Raw genomic sequence first — 20045 nt, forward strand, 5'->3', positions numbered from 1 at the left:
AAGGAACTGCTGTTCAGTTCCTGATATTCAATATAACACACCCGAAAATGGGTCTTATTTTAAACGATAAATTTTACTCGGTCTTCCTCGAGAAGAATAAGATTCCTCACCAATGATTTCTGCTAAGTTAACTTCACATAAACTTACTACAATGCGCCGTGCATTGCTTTCATCCCAATAGAGATGTGTTGTTAAATCTTTTATTGTAAAATCTTTCAATTTCATTCTGTTGACTAAAGCATACAATTTATTATAATTTTTCACACTTATTTTAGCTTTTTTTAGTTTTTCCATAAAATTCTTGTCATCTATCCGGTAAGAAAAACGTAATTCTTCCTCTTCACCTGCAGACTCAATCATTGTTCCGTCCTCTTGTACAATGACGATGCCCTTGTCTGACTTTTCTTTTGAAAGTTGGATGGCACGTTGAGCGTTTATTTCTGCTGAGTGAAGTGTTTGCCCATATCCAATACCTACAGTTACAGTAGCATTGGATTCATTTGACAACAGAAAGACAGTATCTTTTAAATCTTTTATTTTGGATTCGATTGTACCCCGTGTACTAAAGATAAAGTAGCGGCCGTTTCCCTTCTCAACTAATGACCCCTCCAATTGTTCGCAAAATTTAAGAAGGGTTTCTTTTAATTTTATCTCTAAAAATTGCAGATGATACGAGCTTTTAGCTTTTTCAAATATTTTATCAAAATGTTCAATTTCAATAATTTGAACACCAATTTGGGTATCTCTAAAGTAAAAAGTTCTCGATTTTTCTGCAAGAATTCTTAATGATTGGCGAATTTCCATATCAGTTGTAGATATTCGATAGGTTGGTACACCTGCTTTTTTTAAATTTAGATATACAGCCTCGAAACAAGTTAGTGCACCTTCCGTTTTTCCGGCTTTCCATAAATCAAGATGGAATGCGATTAATTCTTCCGTGCTTGAATCGATATTGAAGTTTTTTATATACATTTCTTTTGGAGTAATATCAATTTGTTTTAACGCCTGCTCTAAATGGGTTGTAGTTATTTCGTCAATACTTACTTTACTCAAAAACTCCTTTTGAAAATATCCCATATGCAAAAGACTTTTATAGATGCCTGATTCAGTATGATCGATATATAATAGGTTTTCCCCTATTCCCACAGTATTTTTTGCAACCATATATGAAATTTGGCCTGAAAAAAACCAGACATCCACATTTTTGTTGTATTCCAAAACTATTTTTTCAGTTTCTCTGAAATCCTCATATGGGTAGGCTTTAAATTCCATGATCGACTCATATTCTTTACCTAAATTAATAATGCGCTCAACTGATGAATTAGGACCAACTACCCCAATTTTATACATATTTTTCTCCTTAGTTCAAAAACTTAATTACTTTAATCTTATCTTTAAAATGGAGGAAATTAAAGTTTAATCCTTCTTCTATTGGAAAAACATTTATCACAAAACATTGTATCTCTTGATTTAAAGGGGAGTTTAATTATGTTTTAAAAAATATAAAGAGCTATTAGCATAGATCGTACTTATCTTCTATGCTATAGCTCTTCAATTGGAGAAAATTAGATTATTTTAATAAATTCACCTTAATGCCTTTATTTAATATATTTTGATAATCAATAAAGTCATATAAGTCCCCTTCAATTAATGGATTTAAGCTCTTCAATTCTTCCGGAGTCAACTCTTCTATTGATTTATTATGATCTTCACAATAAATGACAATAGAACCAACAATACTGTGGGCATCTCTGAACGCAACCCCTTTGCTGACTAAATAATCAGCGACTTCTGTTGCATTGAGAAAGCCATATTTTACAGCATTTTTCATATTTTCAGTATTCACCTTCATGGTAGAAATCATATTGGACATAATTTCCAGACAAGACAAAACTGTATCCAATGCATCAAAAAATGGTTCTTTATCTTCCTGCATATCTTTATTATAAGCCAATGGTAACCCTTTCATCGTCGTTAAAAGCGAAGTAAGAGAACCATATACTCGTCCTGTTTTCCCCCTTATAAGCTCTGCTGCATCAGGATTTTTCTTTTGAGGCATAATACTACTACCTGTAGAATATGCATCATCAATACTAATAAATTTAAACTCTTGACTACTCCATAAAATCAGTTCTTCACTTAATCTGCTTAAATGCATCATGATGATCGAAAAACTAGACATTAATTCTAAAAGGTAATCTCTATCACTAACACCATCAAGGAAATTGTTTACAGGCTTTGAAAAACCCAACTCCGCCGCTGTCATTTCTCGGTCTATATTATGAGTCGTCCCTGCCAATGCTCCACACCCCAGTGGACTTTCGTTCATAATTTCAATTGCATTAAGAACTCTTTTTCTGTCCCTATCCAGCATATTAAAGTAGGCCATTAAATGGTGCTTAAGAGTTACTACTTGAGCTCGCTGTAGATGGGTGTATCCTGGCATAATCACATTGTTTGCTTTTGCCTTTTCTTCCAGGTTATTTTGAAGCTCTTCAATATACTCGATCACTTCTAATGCCTTATTTTTTGCGTAAAGCCTGATATCTAAAGCAACTTGATCATTTCGGCTTCTTGCTGTATGGAGTTTTTTTGCTGTTTCACCTATTCGTTCTGTTAGTTTTGTTTCAACAAAACTATGAATATCTTCAAAATCGCCTTCGATCTCTAATGTTCCGCTCTCGATATCTTCCAATATAGAAAGAAGAGACTTTATAATGCTTTCTCCTTCTTCCTTGGTAAGCAATTCACATTTCACAAGCATATTCACATGTGCAATACTCCCTTTAATATCTTCAGAATAAAGTCTCATATCAACATGAAGAGAACTATTAAAGTCCTCCATTAATTTATTTTCTTCTTTTCTAAAACGTCCACCCCAAAGCTTCATAACCATTTCTCCTTTTGTAAAATGAAATTGATTTTAAATATCTGTGTTATCCATATCTTGCAATTCTTGGACGTTCCCTTTTTTTCGCATGTACCAAACACCGTTATAAACAGCAAAATAGTAAAAAACGAATCCTATTATTGCCACGATGTAAGACATAAATGGCTCTGGAATAATACCCTTACCACCAAAATTTCCGATTGATGATATCCCAACGAGCATCAGAATATAAATAACAAGATAGATCCCACCTAGGATTTCTACCGATTTATGTTTATTGATAAAATGAGTAATCAAATATCCAACAATTCCAATTGCCAATCCCCAAATTGCAAGTTGAACCCTACTCCAATTTGTCCAATAAATAAGTAGAGTGGCAAATATAAAGGCTAAAGGAGCAATAAAATTCATGCCTGGGATACCGTTGTCTTTTGTCAAACCAACCTTACGAAACACCATTACCGTGACACATGCTGAAGCGTATTTGAAAATACCAATTGCTCCAACAATTGCAACTATCGCAGTCCAACTCTTTAAAGGAAACAAGAAAAGCAACCCGATTAGGAAATTAAGAGTAAGTGCACGTGTTGGAACTCCAAATCTTTTATTAATGGTTCCGAAATAAGAAGGGAGGAATCCACTCTTCGCCATTCCAAAAACATGTCTTGAAGTTCCTGCTGTATAAGCAAGTGCTGATCCAGTTGGGGAAATCATTGCGTCCGCTGTAATGGTCCAAGAAAGCCAAACCATATTCGCCATCAGTGCTAAATTAGCAAATGGAGAGTCAAATTTAATTCCACTCCAACCATTAGCTAGCATTTCGGGCGGTACGGCTCCTATAAAAACGATTTGAAGTAAAACATATAAAATTGCCGAGACTGACAGCGATGTGATAAGAGCAAGTGGAATATTCCGTCTTGGGTTTACCACCTCGCCACTCATCATTACCACATTTCCGAATCCTGTATAGGCAAAAAATATACCACTAGTTAAGATTGCGCTTAATCCTGCGCCATAGCCATTAGGCGCAAACCCATGACTTGTATAATTCTCTTCATGAAATCCTGTCATAAAAAAAGCAATGATGGTTAGGACAGGGACTATAAATTTAATCGTGGTGATAATGGTGTTCGTGACCGCAAATAATTTCACGCCAAAATAGTTCACCACAACAAAAAATACCATTAAAACAGTCGATGCTAGAATTCCTGTTGTCGTTAGTTGCTCCTTAGATATATCATATAGGCCTGGCCAAAACTCGTTAGCGTATTGTATAACTCCCGATGATTCAACAGGTGCAGTGGCGCAGTAGCCAAGCCAAATCGAATAACTAGTCACTGTAGCAAGCAATTTTCCATGGGAATAAAGGGGATAACGACCTAAACCACCTGTTTCTGGTCTGACCCTTGCTAATTCAGCATAAACAAGAGCTATAAGAGTAATGACGAATGCAGCAATAATCCAAGACATAATAGCAGCTGGTCCAGCCATTTTTGCCGTATTCCATGGACCAAAAAGCCAACTTGATCCAATAATTCCTCCAAGAGATAATGCAGTAAGTGACCAAAAGCCCATTTTCTTTTTCAAATATCGTTCTTGATTCATGAAATTCCCTCTCTCTTAATGGGGTATATTATTATTCGCCAACATAGATAGCTTAGTACTGTACCTAAAATAATTAACTCCTTTCAAATTTTTACGTTCATTTGAGAAGCTAAATTTACCTAATGGATACAAAATCCATAAAATAGCTAGGACACATTAGCTTAACCCACATAGATTAGCTCAATTGCAAATCTATTTTAAGGTAATAAAAAAGTATTTACCTTAAAATAGATTTTATTTGAATTGTTTCCATTTTGCAATATCATTTTTTGAAAATTCACAATACAAAACTCTAAAGGAGCTCGTTCACTGAGTAAGGCGTCCATGACCCGCTTCATGTGGCCCGTTCCAGGTGCTTTCCGTTGTCCAATTCCAGACTTAGATCCACTCCAAGGAAAAAATACCCTTTTTTGTCCTCTTCCTATGCTTGTCCCATTTTCGGATGGAAAACTGTTGGCCAGCCCCTATAGGTTAGGGGAAATTTGCTTTATTAATTTCTAAATTTGCTAAGAGTAATTTCCCTCGTAATGCTTCTACCTCATGCCCATCAAGCTAAAATATCAAGTCGACAAAACGAAACCATAAACCATTCCGAAAAAAGTTGAGCTAATTCACTAGAAACTACTTTCTTCGGAGGGTTACACGGCCATTCTCCCCATTATCTTAAACATCAAGTGAGAGCCCACATATCTCATGGAGATCACCCCTCACATGTCTTTCTGAGTCGGTGCTACTACATTCCTTCGTTCAACCTTTCAGGAGGTGGATGTCGGTCATGATGCCCCGTTTTTAGTAAGCAAAAAAAGCAACCCATTAGGCTGCCCTGGATCTTGAATTCATTTGAATGCAGTTATTACTTTGCACAAACAACGAAGCTATTTAATGATTTCTCCTTACCATTCGAAGTGTTCATCAGTTCATAATAACCAGTTATTAACGTTTGTATCATGTTAGGGACTTTAATAAATTCTTCACGGATACTATTGGCATAATCTTTTTCCCATTGACCGTCCTGTAAAAATGTTGCATCTACTGTAAGTTGTTTTACCACTTCAAAATTTGTTTGCTGGAGCAGCTGGAGAATTTGAGTTTTATGAAATAAGTTTTGGATATTTCCTTCACTCTTTACGAAGTTTGAATGCAGTGCAAGAATGGAAACTGCACAAAAGTGGGAACGTTGAGAAAGGCAGGTGAAGTCGAGGTCCCATTCTGCAAAACATAATTGTTTTGCCAATCCGCGAATCTTTTTAAAGTATTTCAATAAATCCTCTGGTTGCTTGAAATACCATGAACAATGGGATAATACAGCTACATCAAATGGGATGGGTGATTCAAAAAAATCAAAGTCCATTTCAAAATGGAAGTCAATCCGTTCTCCTAATGAAGATTTCTTTATGCGTTCTGTTGCTTGACCTAATGTTAACGGTGCTCCGTAATCGGGACTGGCAATATCTTTTGCGACAACAGATCCGCTTTCCCCTACTGCATCTGCTATTGCCACGGTAGTATCCCCTTGACCACAACCTATTTCCAATACACGCATTCCTTTTTGGATCCCAAATGCCCCCACTAATTCCAAACGGTGCTGCAACTGCACTTGTTGTATCAAATCATCTTCAAATAATTGATATTCCGCTAAAAAGGATCTTGTTTTTTCGTTTAGTTGAAATGACTTCAAGTATCATTCACCCCACATTTAGTGTGTATTGGTTCATCAACAAAGAAAAAGGCTGCCTAAGCAACTCCCAGACTGTAGACAAACTCGATGAAGAACAAGTTCATCTCAATTCTTATTTAGGTTTATAAAACCTAGAACGTCGATTGGAACGTAGGGCACTCGCTTTCCGCGGGCGGTCCGGGAGCCTCCTCGGCGCTTTTGCGCCTGTGGGGTCTCCCCATGACGCGCTTTTCCCGCAGGAGTCTCGCACACCCGCTCCAATCAACTTTGTTTTGAAATTTAGATAAAACCCCTTTTGTCTACAAACTCAGACCCGAAGCAACTCCCTTATTGAAAAAAAACACACGTTAGTTGATGATGGATATTTTGATGTAACCATTAAAATTATCGTGAAGAATATACTTATTATCCTCTAAGGATAAAGAATATACGTTTAAATAATAGTGCTTTACACATTGATTTTCCTGGATTACACTTCCATTTTGCAAAACCAATCTAACATCTTACATGCTTGCGTTTAAAACCAAGCCTTCCTCTACCGACTTCTTTTTGAATACTTTCGTATGCGTTTAGAAAACTGTTTTTTTTCTTGTCCCGTTTGACTTCTACGTTCCCTATTGCCTTTGCGGTCTCGACTGCCTTTTCATGGAGCGGCAAATAGGAAATCCCCACGGTGGATAGAAAATTATTCATAGCGGATTTCGTTCGTTCTGGCGATTCGTGAATCGTATTCTTCACAAGGTCCAGCATATCGGAAATTTTGCTTTCTGAAAATTCAACGTCTTTTCGATTCCCCAAAAGCCAACAGTAGCAACTCCAGCCCGCTGACATTCTCAGCTCTTCACCGCTTGCAATCCATTTATCGGATACTTCTTGTGCAATATCTGACTCCGATAAAGTTACAGCCACTACATAATCGGACAGCATATAAAAATAGGCAGCATCCATCCAACGATCATAATCAGACTCAGTCATGGCTTTTGGGTCTGCTATGATCCCTGCAAAGTACATGGCATCATAGTTGCCTGTCGAATAAAGCTCTTCAGCTAAATCCTGATTTATTTTAATTTTCCTTACAATTGGTTTCATGGCGCCTGTCGCCACGCCAAAAAGCGGCTCATGCGCACCATTGGATATGTACATTTTTTTAGTTCGTTCCTTGCCTAGGGCTTCAAGCTCCTGCATGACCATTTCTACATTCATCGTTAAGCACATCCTTCTATAGGGAGTTTCCCCCCAATATTTTGCCCATCAAATATATATCCCATTATCCTATAACAGACTGCCATTTGTCAGCACCGTCTAAGTACATGTGTGTTACGCAGGGTTCCACTTGTAAACTTTATGACTCTCGATGTTTTGTTGAACTATCCTGCCTCGATAGTTCCATAAGGGGTCTTGTCGTATCCCCATCAAGTTAAAATTTCTTTACACCCCAAAACGAAAAAAGCCATCTTCAGCAGCATATAGCTTAATTTTTCGTTTTGGGTATAATCCTTTTACTAAGCTTGATGGCGATAGGCGGTACCCAGAAAGCAGATGAATTTGCCTGAAGACCCCCTAAAATTTTGGTTTAAAATAGTAATAATGTAATATAAATCTATTTTTCTTGTATGATAAGGTAGAATAGTAGGAAAATGAATCGAAGGGTGGTATTACTTGATGGTAAATGTAAAAAAAATGTCGTTTGTTATTTTTATTTGTTTCATGTTTCTTATACCCAATTCAATCTTTGCTCAAGAAGTTTTACACAATGGAAGTCAAGGACAAGCAGTTTATGACTTACAAGAAAATTTAAAGGAAATGGGTTACTTTAACAGGCAACCAACAGGGTATTATGGTTCAATTACTGATCATGCGGTGAAACAACTTCAACTAGATTCTGGAATATTGCCAGATGGAGTTTTTGGATACCAAACACAACAAAAATTAAATAGTATTGAAATGATGGCCAGGGTTGTTCATGGAGAAGCTCGAGGAGAAACTTATGAAGGAAAAGTAGCTGTCGCTGCAGTAATTTTGAACCGAATGTCAGCGTCAGGTTTTCCTAAAAATACTTACGATGTTATTTTCCAGACAAATGCTTTTACAGCTGTACATGATGGGCAATATTATTTGACCCCAAATAACCATTCTTATCGAGCTGTTATTGATGCATTACAAGGTTGGGATCCTACTCATGGTTCTGTTTATTATTATAATCCGATGTCGGCAACAGATGAATGGATTTTCACAAGGGAAACAGTCATTAGAATAGGTAACCACTTATTTGCAAAGTAAAACTAATCTACATACATATTGAGGAATGATATTTATAGTTTCTAATTATTAATATCCCATTATCTATGTCGTGGAGTATAGTTGAAAGGTCGGGCAGTATTTGCCCGCCCTTTTTGGCGGTACCCCAGAAGAAAACGGTTCCAGCCACTACGTTTGTTGAACTATCCTGCCCCTTTTGTTCCATAAGAACTGATCGACATAGCTCTTTATAGAAAATGCAAAGCCATGGACTTTACATCCCCCTACTTATAGGGGCTTTTTCATGAGTACAGAGCAGGTATTGTCGGAATACATCATTAAAATATCCTACATCAATAATTGCTTTTTCTCCTTTATAAGGGCATTGAATATGCGTCAGCTGAAGTGATTCATTTATGATGACCAGGTCTATTGCGTCTAATTCTTTTTTGCAGCACGAACATTTCACAGCTAGTAATTTTTCTTTTTCCATTAAAGAAGCCCCCTTTTATAAATAGGTATTCTTTATGTCTAGTTGCTAATCCTACCTGTTCACACAACCGTCAAAAATTCCTTTTTCCATTAAGTATTCAGTTGGTTCATCATAGCTTGTTTAACTAACCTGCCGCGATAATCCCATAAGAAAAAGCTGCCTTAAAGGCGCTCTAACCTTCAGCTAACGCACCCATTATTTGCAAAAAAAACACCATTCGGCGCTCTGGTTCTCAACTTATGTACCTGTTTGTTGAATAAACTTTTTATAATCCATTACCCTGAAATACCATTCTCATTAAAGCAAACGATATAACCCCTAAATATTTTTTCATGATTCCCCACCCTTCTTTACCAAATTTATATATATGTATTTTTTTATTATTGAAATATCCTACTTCTTTAGAACCATGAGAAAAAGAGCTGCCGAAGCAACTCTCTTATTGCGGTTTGGACCCGTTATTTGAAGGTTCAAAACGCTCTTTTTTCCGTACCGTTTCGATCAATTGTCTTAATTTTTTTTATGAAATAATAATGTTTGTAGAGGGCGAGTACGACCAATAAGATTTTCACCAATAGGATGTCCACATAAAATACAGAAATCACGATGAAGAAATCGGCAATTAAATTGATTCTTATTTTCTCTCTTCGGGTCATGCCTTTTTTTTGAAGGAATGCTTCAACGTATTTTTCATATAATGAGGTGCTCTTGAACCAGTTTTCAATCGACTTGGAGCTTTTAGCAAAGCAAAAGGCAGCAAATAAGTAAAACGGACCGCCTGGCAGAACTGGTAAAACAGTCCCTGCGATACCAATCAAAAGAGATATGGCCCCAAGAAGAAAGAATAGGATACTTTTTACTTTTTTTATTGTCATCACCTTTTTATTTATATTCTATCTCCTTATAACGTAAAGAGGAAGCTTAATTGATTCAATTAATTGATTAGTATCTTCCCTTTTTGTTCTTGAACTAACCTGCCCTTTCGTTACTAACAAGATCTCTTATCAATTTGCAACATTTTTTAGACATCGCAATCATTGTGATCCATATCGCAGCCTTATATTCATTCATAGAGCATGGTAACGACACCAGCATATTCCGGCAAATTTTCTTTGGAAATATCCAATGTCTTAACTTCGGTTGTCCGCTTTCCGGAAATCTGAAGAAACTTGTCTACCTTTGAAAACATCAAGCCAACAACCGACAATGACTTTGTTCTGTAATGCATGGGAATCGTAATAGTAGATTTCAATTGACGCATTACTTGAGTGGCCTCTAAGGCATTAATCGTGACTGTACCTCCTACAGGAATGATGAGTACATCCACTTTTCCAATTTCATTTACTTGTTCTTCTGATAATAGATGCCCTAAATCTCCGCAGTGACAGATGGTCAGATCGTCCATTTGGAAACGATATAAAATATTGGGACCTCTCTTCTCGCCATTTACCTTGTCGTGAAATGTCTTAAATCCTCTAATTCTTACATCTTCGCGGATGTATTCCTTCGGCTCATTTACAAGCAAGTAATCACCTGTTGCAGCTTGAATTTTATTGTGATCGAAATGATTATGGGTAACGGCGACTATATCTGGTTCAACGCTTGGCATACGGTAACGGATGAAGCGATAATATGGATCAATAAGAATCCTGGTTCCTCTTTCGGATGTTAGTAAAAAGGCAGAATGTCCAAACCATTTTATTTTCATACTAAAATTCTCCTTACTTTGCAATTGATTTAAAATCAAGCAACTTTTAAGGAACCTTGGACTACAGTTAAAAATATATTCCATTTATTATAATTCCACTATTCCTGTAATAGTCCTTCTACACCCATCTATCCCTTTTGTTCCATAAAAAAAGAGATGCCTTAAAGACACCCCTTTGCGTCAAGAGACCACTATCCCAGGTAAGTTTCTCATTAGCTAGTTATACAATCCTCTCTAACAAATCCCCCACTTTTTCTGCCATGACACGAGGTGGATAAGGCATTCCATTCTTTAACCACCATTCCACTACCCCTACGTATGCATTTGCAACAAATTGAACAATTACATCTTCATTTTGATCGGAATTTTTCCCTTTTGTTATGTCCACATCTTTCTTGAACTCTTCGATATTGAACTTAAGGAACTGACTGCGAAAATATGGAGCTCCTTCACTCGCTAACATCGTTGAAAAGAATAAATAATTGCTCTTAAAATATTCCATACAGTGTACAGTCGATTCTATATAATCCATTTCAGTTGCCGATTCACAAAAATTACTCATGTTGTTTATATGTTCTTCCATGATTTTATCTAATAGATCAAATTTATCTAAGTAATGTAGATAGATGGTTCCTCGATTAACATTTGCTCTGTCTGCAATATCCTGAATGGTAATGTCATCAAAACTTTTTTCGGACATCAGTTCAATGAGAGCCTTTTTAATGGCTTCTTGGCTTCTGGTTATTCTTCTGTCTACTTTCGGCATGGTTTGGTCACCAAACTTTCCTAAAAATAATCAACAATTTTTATTGATTTGTTGAGTAATCAACGAATTGCGTTCATTTAACCATTGAGAGCATTCTGTTTCTATTTAATAATTATAAACAGATGTTGATTAATCAATCAATGATGCTTTCTTTTTGAACGAGGGCAATGTACACCATGATAGTCACCAAAGAATTTTTTTCAAAACAAAAATAAGAAAGGGTGTTGTTTTAAAAATGAAAAAAAAAACGATTATCAGGCGTGTACTCACATTGATAGCACTGGGCTTGCTTTTATCCGTGACCATCATTGCACCCAAGACCGGCGTTGGCGCTGCATACACGCCAGACATGACGAATGGGGCAGACAACTTTTACAAAAGCAACAAGGTAACCATGAAGAAGGTTACGTTTAAAAACCAATACAACATGAATGTCGCAGGGAACCTTTTCATACCCAAAGGTTTGAAGAAGAACACCAAAAATCCCGCGATCATTGTCGGGCATCCTATGGGCGCAGTAAAAGAACAAAGTGCGAATTTGTATGCCGCTAAAATGGCTGAACGGGGATTTGTTACTTTGTCCTTGGATTTGTCTTTCTGGGGAGAGAGTGAGGGTCAGCCCCGCAACGCTGTTTCGCCGGATATCTATGCCGAGGATTTCAGTGCTGCGGTGGATTTCCTAGGCACCCGGCCGTTTGTTGACAAAGATCGGATTGGTGTTCTCGGGATTTGCGGCAGCGGGAGCTTTGCCATCAGCGCAGCCAAGATCGATCCTCGCATGAAAGCCATTGCGACAGTCAGTATGTACGACATGGGGGCCGCCAACCGTAACGGGCTTAAACACTCGCAGACTCTTGAGCAGAGAAAGAAGATTCTCGAAGAGGCAGCGGAGCAACGCTATGTGGAGTTCACAGGCGGTAAAACCAAATACACCAGTGGGACAGTACATGAACTGAATGAAAACTCAACGGCGATTGAACGCGAGTTTTATGACTTCTACCGCACTCCAAGAGGTGAATTCACTCCCAAGGGCACATCGCCGGAACGGACGACACACCCTACTCTGACCAGTAACGTCAAGTTCATGAACTTTTACCCGTTCGAAGACATAGAGACGATTTCCCCTCGTCCGATGCTTTTCATCACGGGTGAAAACGCTCATTCCAGAGAGTTCAGCGAAGACGCCTACAAGCTGGCGGTCGAACCGAAGGAACTCTACATTGTTCCAGGCGCAGGTCATGTGGATCTGTACGACCGGGTGAATTTAATCCCCTTTGATAAGCTCGAGTCCTTCTTCAAAAAAAATCTGACGAAGAAATAAGGCCAGTATGAACCGCAGCAAGCTTTGCGTGAAACCACTGTGTGAGTCCTGCAAATCTTGTCGGAACTCACACTTTTTTGTCTGAATTCCATACGCAATGAGTGGAATTCAGCTATTTTTTATATGGCCTTTGGATATGACTTATTAAACTAGGGAAAATTGAATCTGGAGTAGATATCAACAAGTGATTTTACCGTTATAATTGAAAAAGTTTACCTAATTGATAAATGTAAGATGACTCCTTATCGCTACTAGAAAATGACACTTTCCTGAAAGAAGGAAATCTATTTTATGACTAAACCAAATAACTTACTTATCTTTATATTAACCATCGGTGTTTTCGGAATCATCAATACTGAAATGGGGGTAATCGGCATCTTGCCTTCCATTGCCGAACACTTTCATGTCAGCATCTCAAAAGCAGGATTGCTTGTGAGTCTTTTTGCCCTTGCTGTAGCTGTATCCGGTCCAACTATGCCGTTATTATTTTCGGGGATGAACCGGAAGAAGGTCATGCTGCTTGTGCTAGGTGTTTTCGTTTTGGGGAACATCGTATCCATATTTACAACTAACTTTACCCTTGCATTAGTTGCCCGCATAATTCCAGCCTTTTTTCATCCGATTTACTGTTCATTGGCTTTTACCGTCGCGGCAGACTCCGTCAGCAAGGAAGAAGCCCCAAAAGCTGTTTCTAAAGTTTTTATCGGAGTATCCGCTGGAATGGTAGTCGGTGTACCCATCGTAAGTTTTATTGCTAATGCAGCTTCGATTGAAATGGCGATGGCATTCTTTGCGATTGTTAATGCGATTGTATTTCTTGCTACATTGATTTTTGTACCATCCATGCCTGTTAAGGAAAAACTTTCTTACGGAGCGCAATTATCCGTATTAAAAAAATCGATTACATGGCTTTCCATTGTCGCTGTCATTTTATTGAACTCAGCCATATTTGGAGTTTATAGCTATCTTACTGAGTATCTGAAAACTGTTACGAATATGTCTTCGAATACAATCAGTTTAATGTTACTCATTTACGGTGGTGCCAATATTATTGGAAACATCGCGGCAGGGAAGCTGCTTACTAAAAATGCGAACAAAACTGTAGTGATTTTCCCTTTTGCATTGGGAGCAGTTTACATCATATTATTCTTATTTGGACAGTTCACCATACCTATGGCTATCCTTACATTAATTTGGGGGATTTTAGCTGGTATAGGGGGTAATATCAATCAATACTGGATCATGTCTTCAGCCTCCGAATCTCCTGATTTCGCTAATGGACTATTTTTAACAGCGGTTAACTTGGGAACGACAATTGGAGCTGCAGCAGGTGGATTATTCATATCAGAGCTGGGTACACAATATGTGGTATTCGTGGGTTTACTATCATTGTTATTAAGTTCGGTAATGATTTTCCTAAGAAACTACAAGTTTACTCCTGCACAACAACTTTCCTGAGTATGTGCCCACTGCCTAGCCTGCTTGTAGATAAAAGGGGATCCATCTGAATTTTTAAACAAAGTTGAATGGAGCGGGTGTTCGGGACTCCTGCGGGAAAAGCGCGTCCAAGGGAGACCCCCCAGGCGCAAGCCGAGGGCGGACCGCCCGCGGAAAGCGAGTGCCCTACGTTCCAATCAACGTTCATATTTTACACTCCCTCAAAAAAATGTAGGCCATCTTAATTAATATCGCTACAGTCCGAAGCTAGGCATGCCCACTGCCTAGCCTTTTCAGCGATTCAGAATAACCGACCCATTTCAGGATTGCTGGAAAGAGGATTGATTAATGTTTCAATAACTTATAAAGAAATGCATGTAAACTGCACTGCCCTAAATGCCATAAGAAAAAGCTGCCTTAAAGACAGCTCTGCTATTCATCAAGTTCTATAAAATAATGATCTTTTCGGTATGATACTGCCTCCATGGCTGCGAACAGGTTTTGCTCATGCAGGATGTCTATCCGATAAAATCCTGTCCGATGGTTTCGTTTGACTTCCGTTGCACGGGCCACTATACCTGCCCCTTCCAATTCCATTGATATCAGTAATTGTGATGGGAGTTGGCTGTGCTGATCATTATCTCTTTAAAAAACCAATTGAATCAGCATCATGTAGACAATGGTTCCCCCCGCTATCGAGAGGAGCATCATTTTCTTCCAAATGTGAAGCAGGGCAACTACCGCCACCCCAATAAATTCAGGGATGCCATGACTTCCGGATTGCAGGCTTACATCCTTTAAACAATAAATGATTAAAAGCCCAATTACTGCGGATGGCAGCATTTTACCGAGATACTGTACATACTTCGGTGTGGGTTTTCCTGATGGGAAAACGATGAACGGCAGAAACCTTGTAAGCATTGTACCTAAAACTACCATCGCAATTGTAATGATTTGCTGAGTTAAAGTCATTGTCATATGGTTCTCACCTCAACTTTCTCTAACGGCTTTCTAAGTAAGGAAAGTAACCCCAAAATGGCAAGCATGGCAGGGATAATGAAGTTGCTTCCGCCAAATATAATTAGGCAGACAGCTGACAGGCCAAGCCCAGCAAGAGCACTATGATGGTTTTTCTCTTTCATCCATTGTTCAATGAAAATCACGACAAAGAGAGCCGTCATAACAAAATCGAGTCCTTCTGTATTGAATTTGACAAAAGAGCCAAAGATGCCGCCAATCGCTGCTCCTATCACCCAATAACAATGGTTGAGCATTGTCACGAAAAACATGAACCAGCCCTTATCCACATCCTTCGGTACATCAACGGTACAATTGATGGAAAAAGACTCATCGCAAAGCCCAAAAATCAGATACAGCTTTTTCTTACCGGTCCCCCTATATTTATCAAGCATGGATATGCCATAAAACAAATGCCGTGCATTCACCATTAAGGTTAGAAAAAGGGCGTTAATCGGATTGAACGCGACAAGCAATAAATTGGCTGCAATAAACTCCATCGATCCTGCAAATATCGTTAGACTCATCAATATCGGGTAAATCGCGCTGAACCCTAATGAATTCATAAAGATCCCATAAGCGATGCCTAAAAATAAAAAGCCTGCCAAAATGGGCACTGTGTACGGAAAAGCCGCACGAAATGCTGGTATCAGTTGAGTTCGTTTTTTCATATAAATCACATCCTGATGGCTAAATTTATTTAAACTTAACATACAAAATCCGTACAAAAAACAAGTTAATTGTATGGATTACAATTAAAATAAAATTGCCCCATTTCATCAAAATGGGGGAGTCTGATAGGTTAATCACCTAATATTCTTTTAAAGCCGACCGTTTCAATATTAGAATTCCATACAAAAAATGATATGATTGTATGGAATAAGTCTAGGAGAGGTGAAATATGCCAGTAAATTCATTTGACAATTATCCAATGTCCTGGAAACCTGATAAGAATGCATTAAAGCGTCCTTTTTATAAATCTCTCGCATCATTACTTGAACAAGATATAACAAATGGCTTTTTAGCACCTGGAACCAAGTTGCCCCCTCAACGAGAATTGGCAGATTTTCTTGACTTAAATTTCACTACGATTACCCGTTCCTATAAAGTGTGCGAGGTAAAGGGATTGATATATGCCGTTACGGGAAGCGGAACCTTTGTGGCTCCCAATGCCACTCGTTCCATAACCATTTCCGCGGATAAAACGGCAAACAGCATCGATCTTGGTTTTGTGGCATCTTTTGAGCAAACCAATGATATCGTTTCAGAAACCTTACAAAAAACCGTGAACAAAAGTTATTTGGAACAGCTGCTCAATTACAACGATCCGACTGGTATTCCACATCAAAAAACAGCAGCTCTAAACTGGATGGAATCTTTCGGCATTCACGCGGATCAAGAGCATATAGCAATCGTTTCCGGTGCCCAAAATGCATTGGCTGTTGCCCTCGCTGCTTTGTTTGAGCCTGGTAATAGAATTGCAACCGACTTATACACATATTCAAACTTTATCGAGCTGGCAAAGATGTTTCATATTAAGTTAGTGCCCATTCACGGGGACCAGTTTGGAATGCTGCCAGATGAACTTGAAAAGCAATGCTGTCAAACAAATATTGACGGGATATTTCTGATGCCCTCCTGCAACAATCCGACCACAATCATGATGTCGGATATTCGAAAGCAAGAATTGGCAGCGGTAATCCGAAAGCATCGGTTAATTTTGATTGAGGATGATATTCATGCATTCCTGACGGCAGGCATTATCTCCGACTACCGGCAGCCGATGTTCCATTTGCTTCCGGAACAGAGCGTTTATATTTGCGGCACCTCTAAGTCCATATGTTCCGGATTAAGAGTTGCCTATATGGTTTATGGAGAAACATTACGCGAGAAAATTTCCCAGGCCATTTTCAACATAAATGTAAAGACCTCTTCTTTTGATGCAGAGGTCATCACAGAGCTAATCCTATCAGGAAAGGCTCATGAAATTGTTTCTCATAAGAAACGGCTTGCACAGACTGCAAATGATATTTATTCGGAATATTTCCCCTTAAGAAAGGATGTCGGACATCCTCTCAGTCTATATCGCTGGCTTCCAATTAAAGGGCATAACGATGCGTTACAGCTGGAAACCGATTTGAAAAGGCGCGGTATTCGGGTTTTTCATTCCAATCGTTTTCAAAGCGGGCAGACCACTCCTGATATGTATTTGCGTATCGCCCTTTCTTCCACAAACTCATTCGATGAGTTAAAAATAGGATTAGAAATATTAAAGCAGTATTTAGGCTGATTTAAGTCTAGTAAAAAAACATTCTAGTTGATTGGATCGGAAGGTTCAAGAATCCTGCGAGAAAATCGAGTATTAAGGAGATCCCCAGGCGCAAAAGTGCCGAGGGCGAGCCACCCGCCGAAAGCGAATGCCTAGAGTGGATATAAATGTTCAAGATTTGACAACTTGATTATTATCGAGTTAGTCTACAAATCTCCGGAATGGTCTCACCCCGGACCATTCAAATGAAGACCCGTTTATCCTTCATGAGAAATTTGCGACACTCCTGCCGAATAACTGGCTAGCCGAAACCCCACAGCCGCTTGCGGTGAGGGGCTTGGCAGACAGTCTGCGGAAAGGGAGCGGATTTCTGAAATCAACTCCGAACGTTTTTTAATAATTGCAGACAGACTTAATTATGGGAGTATATCGACAAAAAGAGGTTAAGCAAGGACCCATTTATATAGTGAATGTCCCGCCATGATAACAGTAGTAGTTTTCAGCTTTTAGATCCTTAATCTTTCTTAAAGACTGTTCTGCTTTCTCTACATTTAAACAAAAGTGCGGATTAGCAATGAGCAATTCATTATTCTCTATAACAGCTGCATCACCTGCTATTACACTTTTTAAACGTGGAAAATATAATGAAATATGACCTGAAGTATGTCCCGGTGTTGCTACTACTCTACATTCGTTATCCAAAATCCAATCACCATCATGTACCTTTTCATCAATTGAAACATGCTTTAAATTCTTTAATTGTTGGATAAACCATTTCCCGAATTCGATTTCTTGAATTGGCATATTTTCCAGCATTTCTTCGGCCTGAACCAATCTCTCTGACTTCATTTCACCACTAATATATTTTGACTCCACTTCACTTGCAATCAGGTTAATGTGGGGATACTTTTCCTTGAAGTCATATAAGGAGCCTATATGATCAATATCATAATGAGTAATGATAATATTCTTTAACTTCTTCATGTCATAACCATTTTTTAAAAATTCATTTTCAATGAAAGGTAAAAAATTTGGATACCCTGTATCGACCAAGGTTAGTTCATCCTTTGAAATAATCAAGCTAGGATTAATATGATTTTTTTGTCCATTAAATTCAAATTCAATTGGCAGTTCCATTATCTTCATTTTCCTCCCATACACCTCCCGTTCATTCTATATATTCTTCAACTTTTTATTAATTGCAAGGGTGCCAAAAACAGTTATTGAACTAACGCTGTTAGTCCATCAAGAAACCCTGTATGGAAACAATGAAAAGAAATAATTAGACAACAGCAACCTCAAAAAACCTCATTTTCTATCTTTTTGATGTTCCGCTAATCCTGTTATTAACAAAATCGAACACTTCCGGTAATTAGCTGATAAGCATATAAAGCAACTATTATTCTGATGAATTTCGCCTTTAAGGATTCAAGTTTCAAAAGGGTACGAGATTCGTTCAAAATCTATGCATTTGACCATTTTTGTAAGTGAATGTATAGTTGCCTTCTTTTTTCAATAAAACCGGCAAGTACTGTGAAACCATCTCAGCAATTCCGAGATTAAGCGGATGAAGTATCCAATCAATGGATTTCCAATCAAGAATGCCTTCCCGCGTTTTTTTCGGTGTTTCATAAATTAAATCCTTATCCGCCATATACAAATATACATATATTCCATCCAATTCACCTTCTGGAGTCTCCCAGGTTACGGTTCCTTTTGAAAAAAAGGACTCTACCTCTATCCCCGTTTCCTCAAATACCTCACGCTGCGCACCAATATCAGGTGTTTCACCTTTCTCGATTTTCCCACCCACCCCATTCCAGACACCCATAATTGGAGCTTTCTCCCGGTTAAGCATAAGAAGTTCATTATTCTTCTTTACAAAACAAACAGTATACTTAAACATTTTAAAAAGAACCCCTTTATCGTTAGTTCTTGCCACATCATGGCTAAGCTGGTTAATGGGAGTGAAGCAAAAAATACTTAACACATAAATAATAAGAAGGACCATGACCAAACATCCCTCACTTCCACTGCCTCCAAGTATTAACACATTCTCAAATTCTAACAATGAATATAGAATCCGTAAACGCTCTCCGTCATCATTCGAGGTTTGAGCGATATATTCAAGAGTTTGATTGATATATTTGTGAGTTTGGGCGATATATTCAAGATTTTGGGCGATATATTCGAAAGTTTGAGCGATATATTCGAGATTTCTGCTGTTTTACACGTGTATTTGCAATTTACTCGTGAGTTTTGCTGTTTTACTCGTGAGTTTGAGCGATTTACTCGTGAATTTGCACTATTTACTCGTGATTTTCGCTGTTTTACTCGTGAATTCGGGCTTTACTCGTGAGTTTTGCTGTTTTACTCGTGAGTTTGAGCGATTTACTCGTGAATTTGCACTATTTACTCGTGAGTTTCGCTGTTTTACTCGTGAATTCGGGCTTTACTCGTGAGTTTTGCTGTTTTACTCGTGAGTTTGAGCGATTTACTCGTGAATTTGCATTATTTACTCGTGAGTTTCGCTGTTTTACTCGTGAATTCGAGTGATTTACTCGTGAGTTTCCGCTATTTACTCGCGAATTTGCACGATTTACTCGTGAGTTCGTATTTTCAT

Annotated in this window: 20 protein-coding genes; 6 read left to right on the forward strand and 14 right to left on the reverse strand. The window is 38.2% G+C overall.

The window, feature by feature from the left end; all coding sequences use genetic code 11:
• Positions 1 to 54 precede the first annotated feature (54 nt).
• The 5 genes from AC2YHV_RS17965 to AC2YHV_RS17985 all read right to left on the reverse strand — a co-directional run bounded on the left by AC2YHV_RS17965 (position 55) and on the right by AC2YHV_RS17985 (position 7376).
• Positions 55 to 1350 (reverse strand): hypothetical protein, encoded by a 1296-nt coding sequence (locus AC2YHV_RS17965; protein WP_239859073.1) that lies wholly within the window; start codon positions 1348 to 1350, stop codon positions 55 to 57.
• A 220-nt stretch (positions 1351 to 1570) separates the two neighbouring features.
• A complete protein-coding gene (gene argH / locus AC2YHV_RS17970) occupies positions 1571 to 2890 on the reverse strand; it encodes an argininosuccinate lyase (protein WP_063575232.1) in 1320 nt (439 codons plus the stop codon).
• Between the two features lie 33 nt (positions 2891 to 2923).
• The gene (locus tag AC2YHV_RS17975; protein WP_063575231.1) at positions 2924 to 4495 is read right to left on the reverse strand and encodes an APC family permease; all 1572 of its coding nucleotides are present in this window, start codon (positions 4493 to 4495) and stop codon (positions 2924 to 2926) included.
• An 853-nt stretch (positions 4496 to 5348) separates the two neighbouring features.
• On the reverse strand, positions 5349 to 6173 hold the full coding sequence (locus tag AC2YHV_RS17980; protein ID WP_487373741.1) for an SAM-dependent methyltransferase: 825 nt from the start codon (positions 6171 to 6173) through the stop codon (positions 5349 to 5351).
• 495 nt (positions 6174 to 6668) lie between these two features.
• Positions 6669 to 7376 carry a DNA alkylation repair protein gene (locus tag AC2YHV_RS17985; RefSeq protein WP_145504418.1) on the reverse strand — a complete coding sequence of 236 codons (708 nt, stop codon included), beginning with the start codon at positions 7374 to 7376 and terminating at the stop codon, positions 6669 to 6671.
• A 459-nt stretch (positions 7377 to 7835) separates the two neighbouring features.
• Between AC2YHV_RS17985 and AC2YHV_RS17990 the strand changes: the two genes are divergently transcribed.
• The gene (locus tag AC2YHV_RS17990) at positions 7836 to 8453 is read left to right on the forward strand and encodes a cell wall hydrolase (protein ID WP_487373742.1); all 618 of its coding nucleotides are present in this window, start codon (positions 7836 to 7838) and stop codon (positions 8451 to 8453) included.
• Between the two features lie 232 nt (positions 8454 to 8685).
• On the opposite strand, the gene AC2YHV_RS17995 is transcribed toward AC2YHV_RS17990, so the two are convergent.
• The 4 genes from AC2YHV_RS17995 to AC2YHV_RS18010 form a co-directional block, all read right to left on the reverse strand.
• Positions 8686 to 8904 (reverse strand): hypothetical protein, encoded by a 219-nt coding sequence (locus tag AC2YHV_RS17995; RefSeq protein WP_063575226.1) that lies wholly within the window; start codon positions 8902 to 8904, stop codon positions 8686 to 8688.
• Between the two features lie 470 nt (positions 8905 to 9374).
• Positions 9375 to 9779 carry a YbaN family protein gene (locus tag AC2YHV_RS18000; protein WP_048687144.1) on the reverse strand — a complete coding sequence of 135 codons (405 nt, stop codon included), beginning with the start codon at positions 9777 to 9779 and terminating at the stop codon, positions 9375 to 9377.
• Between the two features lie 188 nt (positions 9780 to 9967).
• Positions 9968 to 10612: an MBL fold metallo-hydrolase gene (locus AC2YHV_RS18005; protein WP_340860216.1), complete on the reverse strand. Its 645-nt coding sequence runs from the start codon at positions 10610 to 10612 to the stop codon at positions 9968 to 9970.
• A 220-nt stretch (positions 10613 to 10832) separates the two neighbouring features.
• Positions 10833 to 11378, reverse strand: a complete 546-nt coding sequence (locus tag AC2YHV_RS18010; protein ID WP_098187374.1) for a TetR/AcrR family transcriptional regulator — start codon at positions 11376 to 11378, stop codon at positions 10833 to 10835.
• Between the two features lie 235 nt (positions 11379 to 11613).
• Here AC2YHV_RS18010 and AC2YHV_RS18015 point away from each other — a divergent pair, with 235 nt between their 5' ends.
• Together AC2YHV_RS18015 and AC2YHV_RS18020 are read left to right on the forward strand one after the other, a co-directional pair.
• Complete coding sequence (locus AC2YHV_RS18015; protein WP_487373743.1) at positions 11614 to 12699, forward strand: alpha/beta hydrolase; 1086 nt, start codon at positions 11614 to 11616, stop codon at positions 12697 to 12699.
• 291 nt (positions 12700 to 12990) lie between these two features.
• On the forward strand, positions 12991 to 14157 hold the full coding sequence (locus AC2YHV_RS18020) for an MFS transporter (protein WP_487373744.1): 1167 nt from the start codon (positions 12991 to 12993) through the stop codon (positions 14155 to 14157).
• A 411-nt stretch (positions 14158 to 14568) separates the two neighbouring features.
• Here the strand turns inward: AC2YHV_RS18020 and AC2YHV_RS18025 are convergent, their stop codons facing one another.
• From AC2YHV_RS18025 to azlC, 3 genes are all read right to left on the reverse strand, one after another.
• On the reverse strand, positions 14569 to 14709 hold the full coding sequence (locus AC2YHV_RS18025) for a hypothetical protein (protein WP_487373745.1): 141 nt from the start codon (positions 14707 to 14709) through the stop codon (positions 14569 to 14571).
• Positions 14710 to 14781: 72 nt separating this feature from the next.
• Positions 14782 to 15114 (reverse strand): branched-chain amino acid transporter permease, encoded by a 333-nt coding sequence (locus AC2YHV_RS18030; RefSeq protein WP_063575223.1) that lies wholly within the window; start codon positions 15112 to 15114, stop codon positions 14782 to 14784.
• Positions 15111 to 15866 (reverse strand): azaleucine resistance protein AzlC, encoded by a 756-nt coding sequence (azlC, locus tag AC2YHV_RS18035; protein WP_106026228.1) that lies wholly within the window; start codon positions 15864 to 15866, stop codon positions 15111 to 15113. The genes AC2YHV_RS18030 and azlC overlap by 4 nt, the downstream gene beginning before the upstream one ends.
• A 188-nt stretch (positions 15867 to 16054) precedes the next feature.
• Between azlC and AC2YHV_RS18040 the strand changes: the two genes are divergently transcribed.
• Positions 16055 to 17443 carry an aminotransferase-like domain-containing protein gene (locus AC2YHV_RS18040; protein ID WP_487373746.1) on the forward strand — a complete coding sequence of 463 codons (1389 nt, stop codon included), beginning with the start codon at positions 16055 to 16057 and terminating at the stop codon, positions 17441 to 17443.
• A 438-nt stretch (positions 17444 to 17881) separates the two neighbouring features.
• Here the strand turns inward: AC2YHV_RS18040 and AC2YHV_RS18045 are convergent, their stop codons facing one another.
• Both AC2YHV_RS18045 and AC2YHV_RS18050 read right to left on the reverse strand, forming a co-directional pair.
• On the reverse strand, positions 17882 to 18568 hold the full coding sequence (locus AC2YHV_RS18045; protein ID WP_487373748.1) for an MBL fold metallo-hydrolase: 687 nt from the start codon (positions 18566 to 18568) through the stop codon (positions 17882 to 17884).
• A 310-nt stretch (positions 18569 to 18878) separates the two neighbouring features.
• Positions 18879 to 19328, reverse strand: coding sequence for an NUDIX hydrolase (locus AC2YHV_RS18050; protein ID WP_487373749.1), 450 nt, complete (start codon positions 19326 to 19328; stop codon positions 18879 to 18881).
• Positions 19329 to 19556: 228 nt separating this feature from the next.
• Between AC2YHV_RS18050 and AC2YHV_RS18055 the strand changes: the two genes are divergently transcribed.
• Both AC2YHV_RS18055 and AC2YHV_RS18060 read left to right on the forward strand, forming a co-directional pair.
• Positions 19557 to 19781, forward strand: a complete 225-nt coding sequence (locus tag AC2YHV_RS18055) for a hypothetical protein (protein WP_487373750.1) — start codon at positions 19557 to 19559, stop codon at positions 19779 to 19781.
• Positions 19778 to 19978, forward strand: a complete 201-nt coding sequence (locus AC2YHV_RS18060) for a hypothetical protein (RefSeq protein ID WP_487373751.1) — start codon at positions 19778 to 19780, stop codon at positions 19976 to 19978. The genes AC2YHV_RS18055 and AC2YHV_RS18060 overlap by 4 nt, the downstream gene beginning before the upstream one ends.
• The last annotated feature ends 67 nt before the right edge of the window (positions 19979 to 20045 follow it).

The organism is Peribacillus sp. SRI_006, assembly GCF_057586375.1.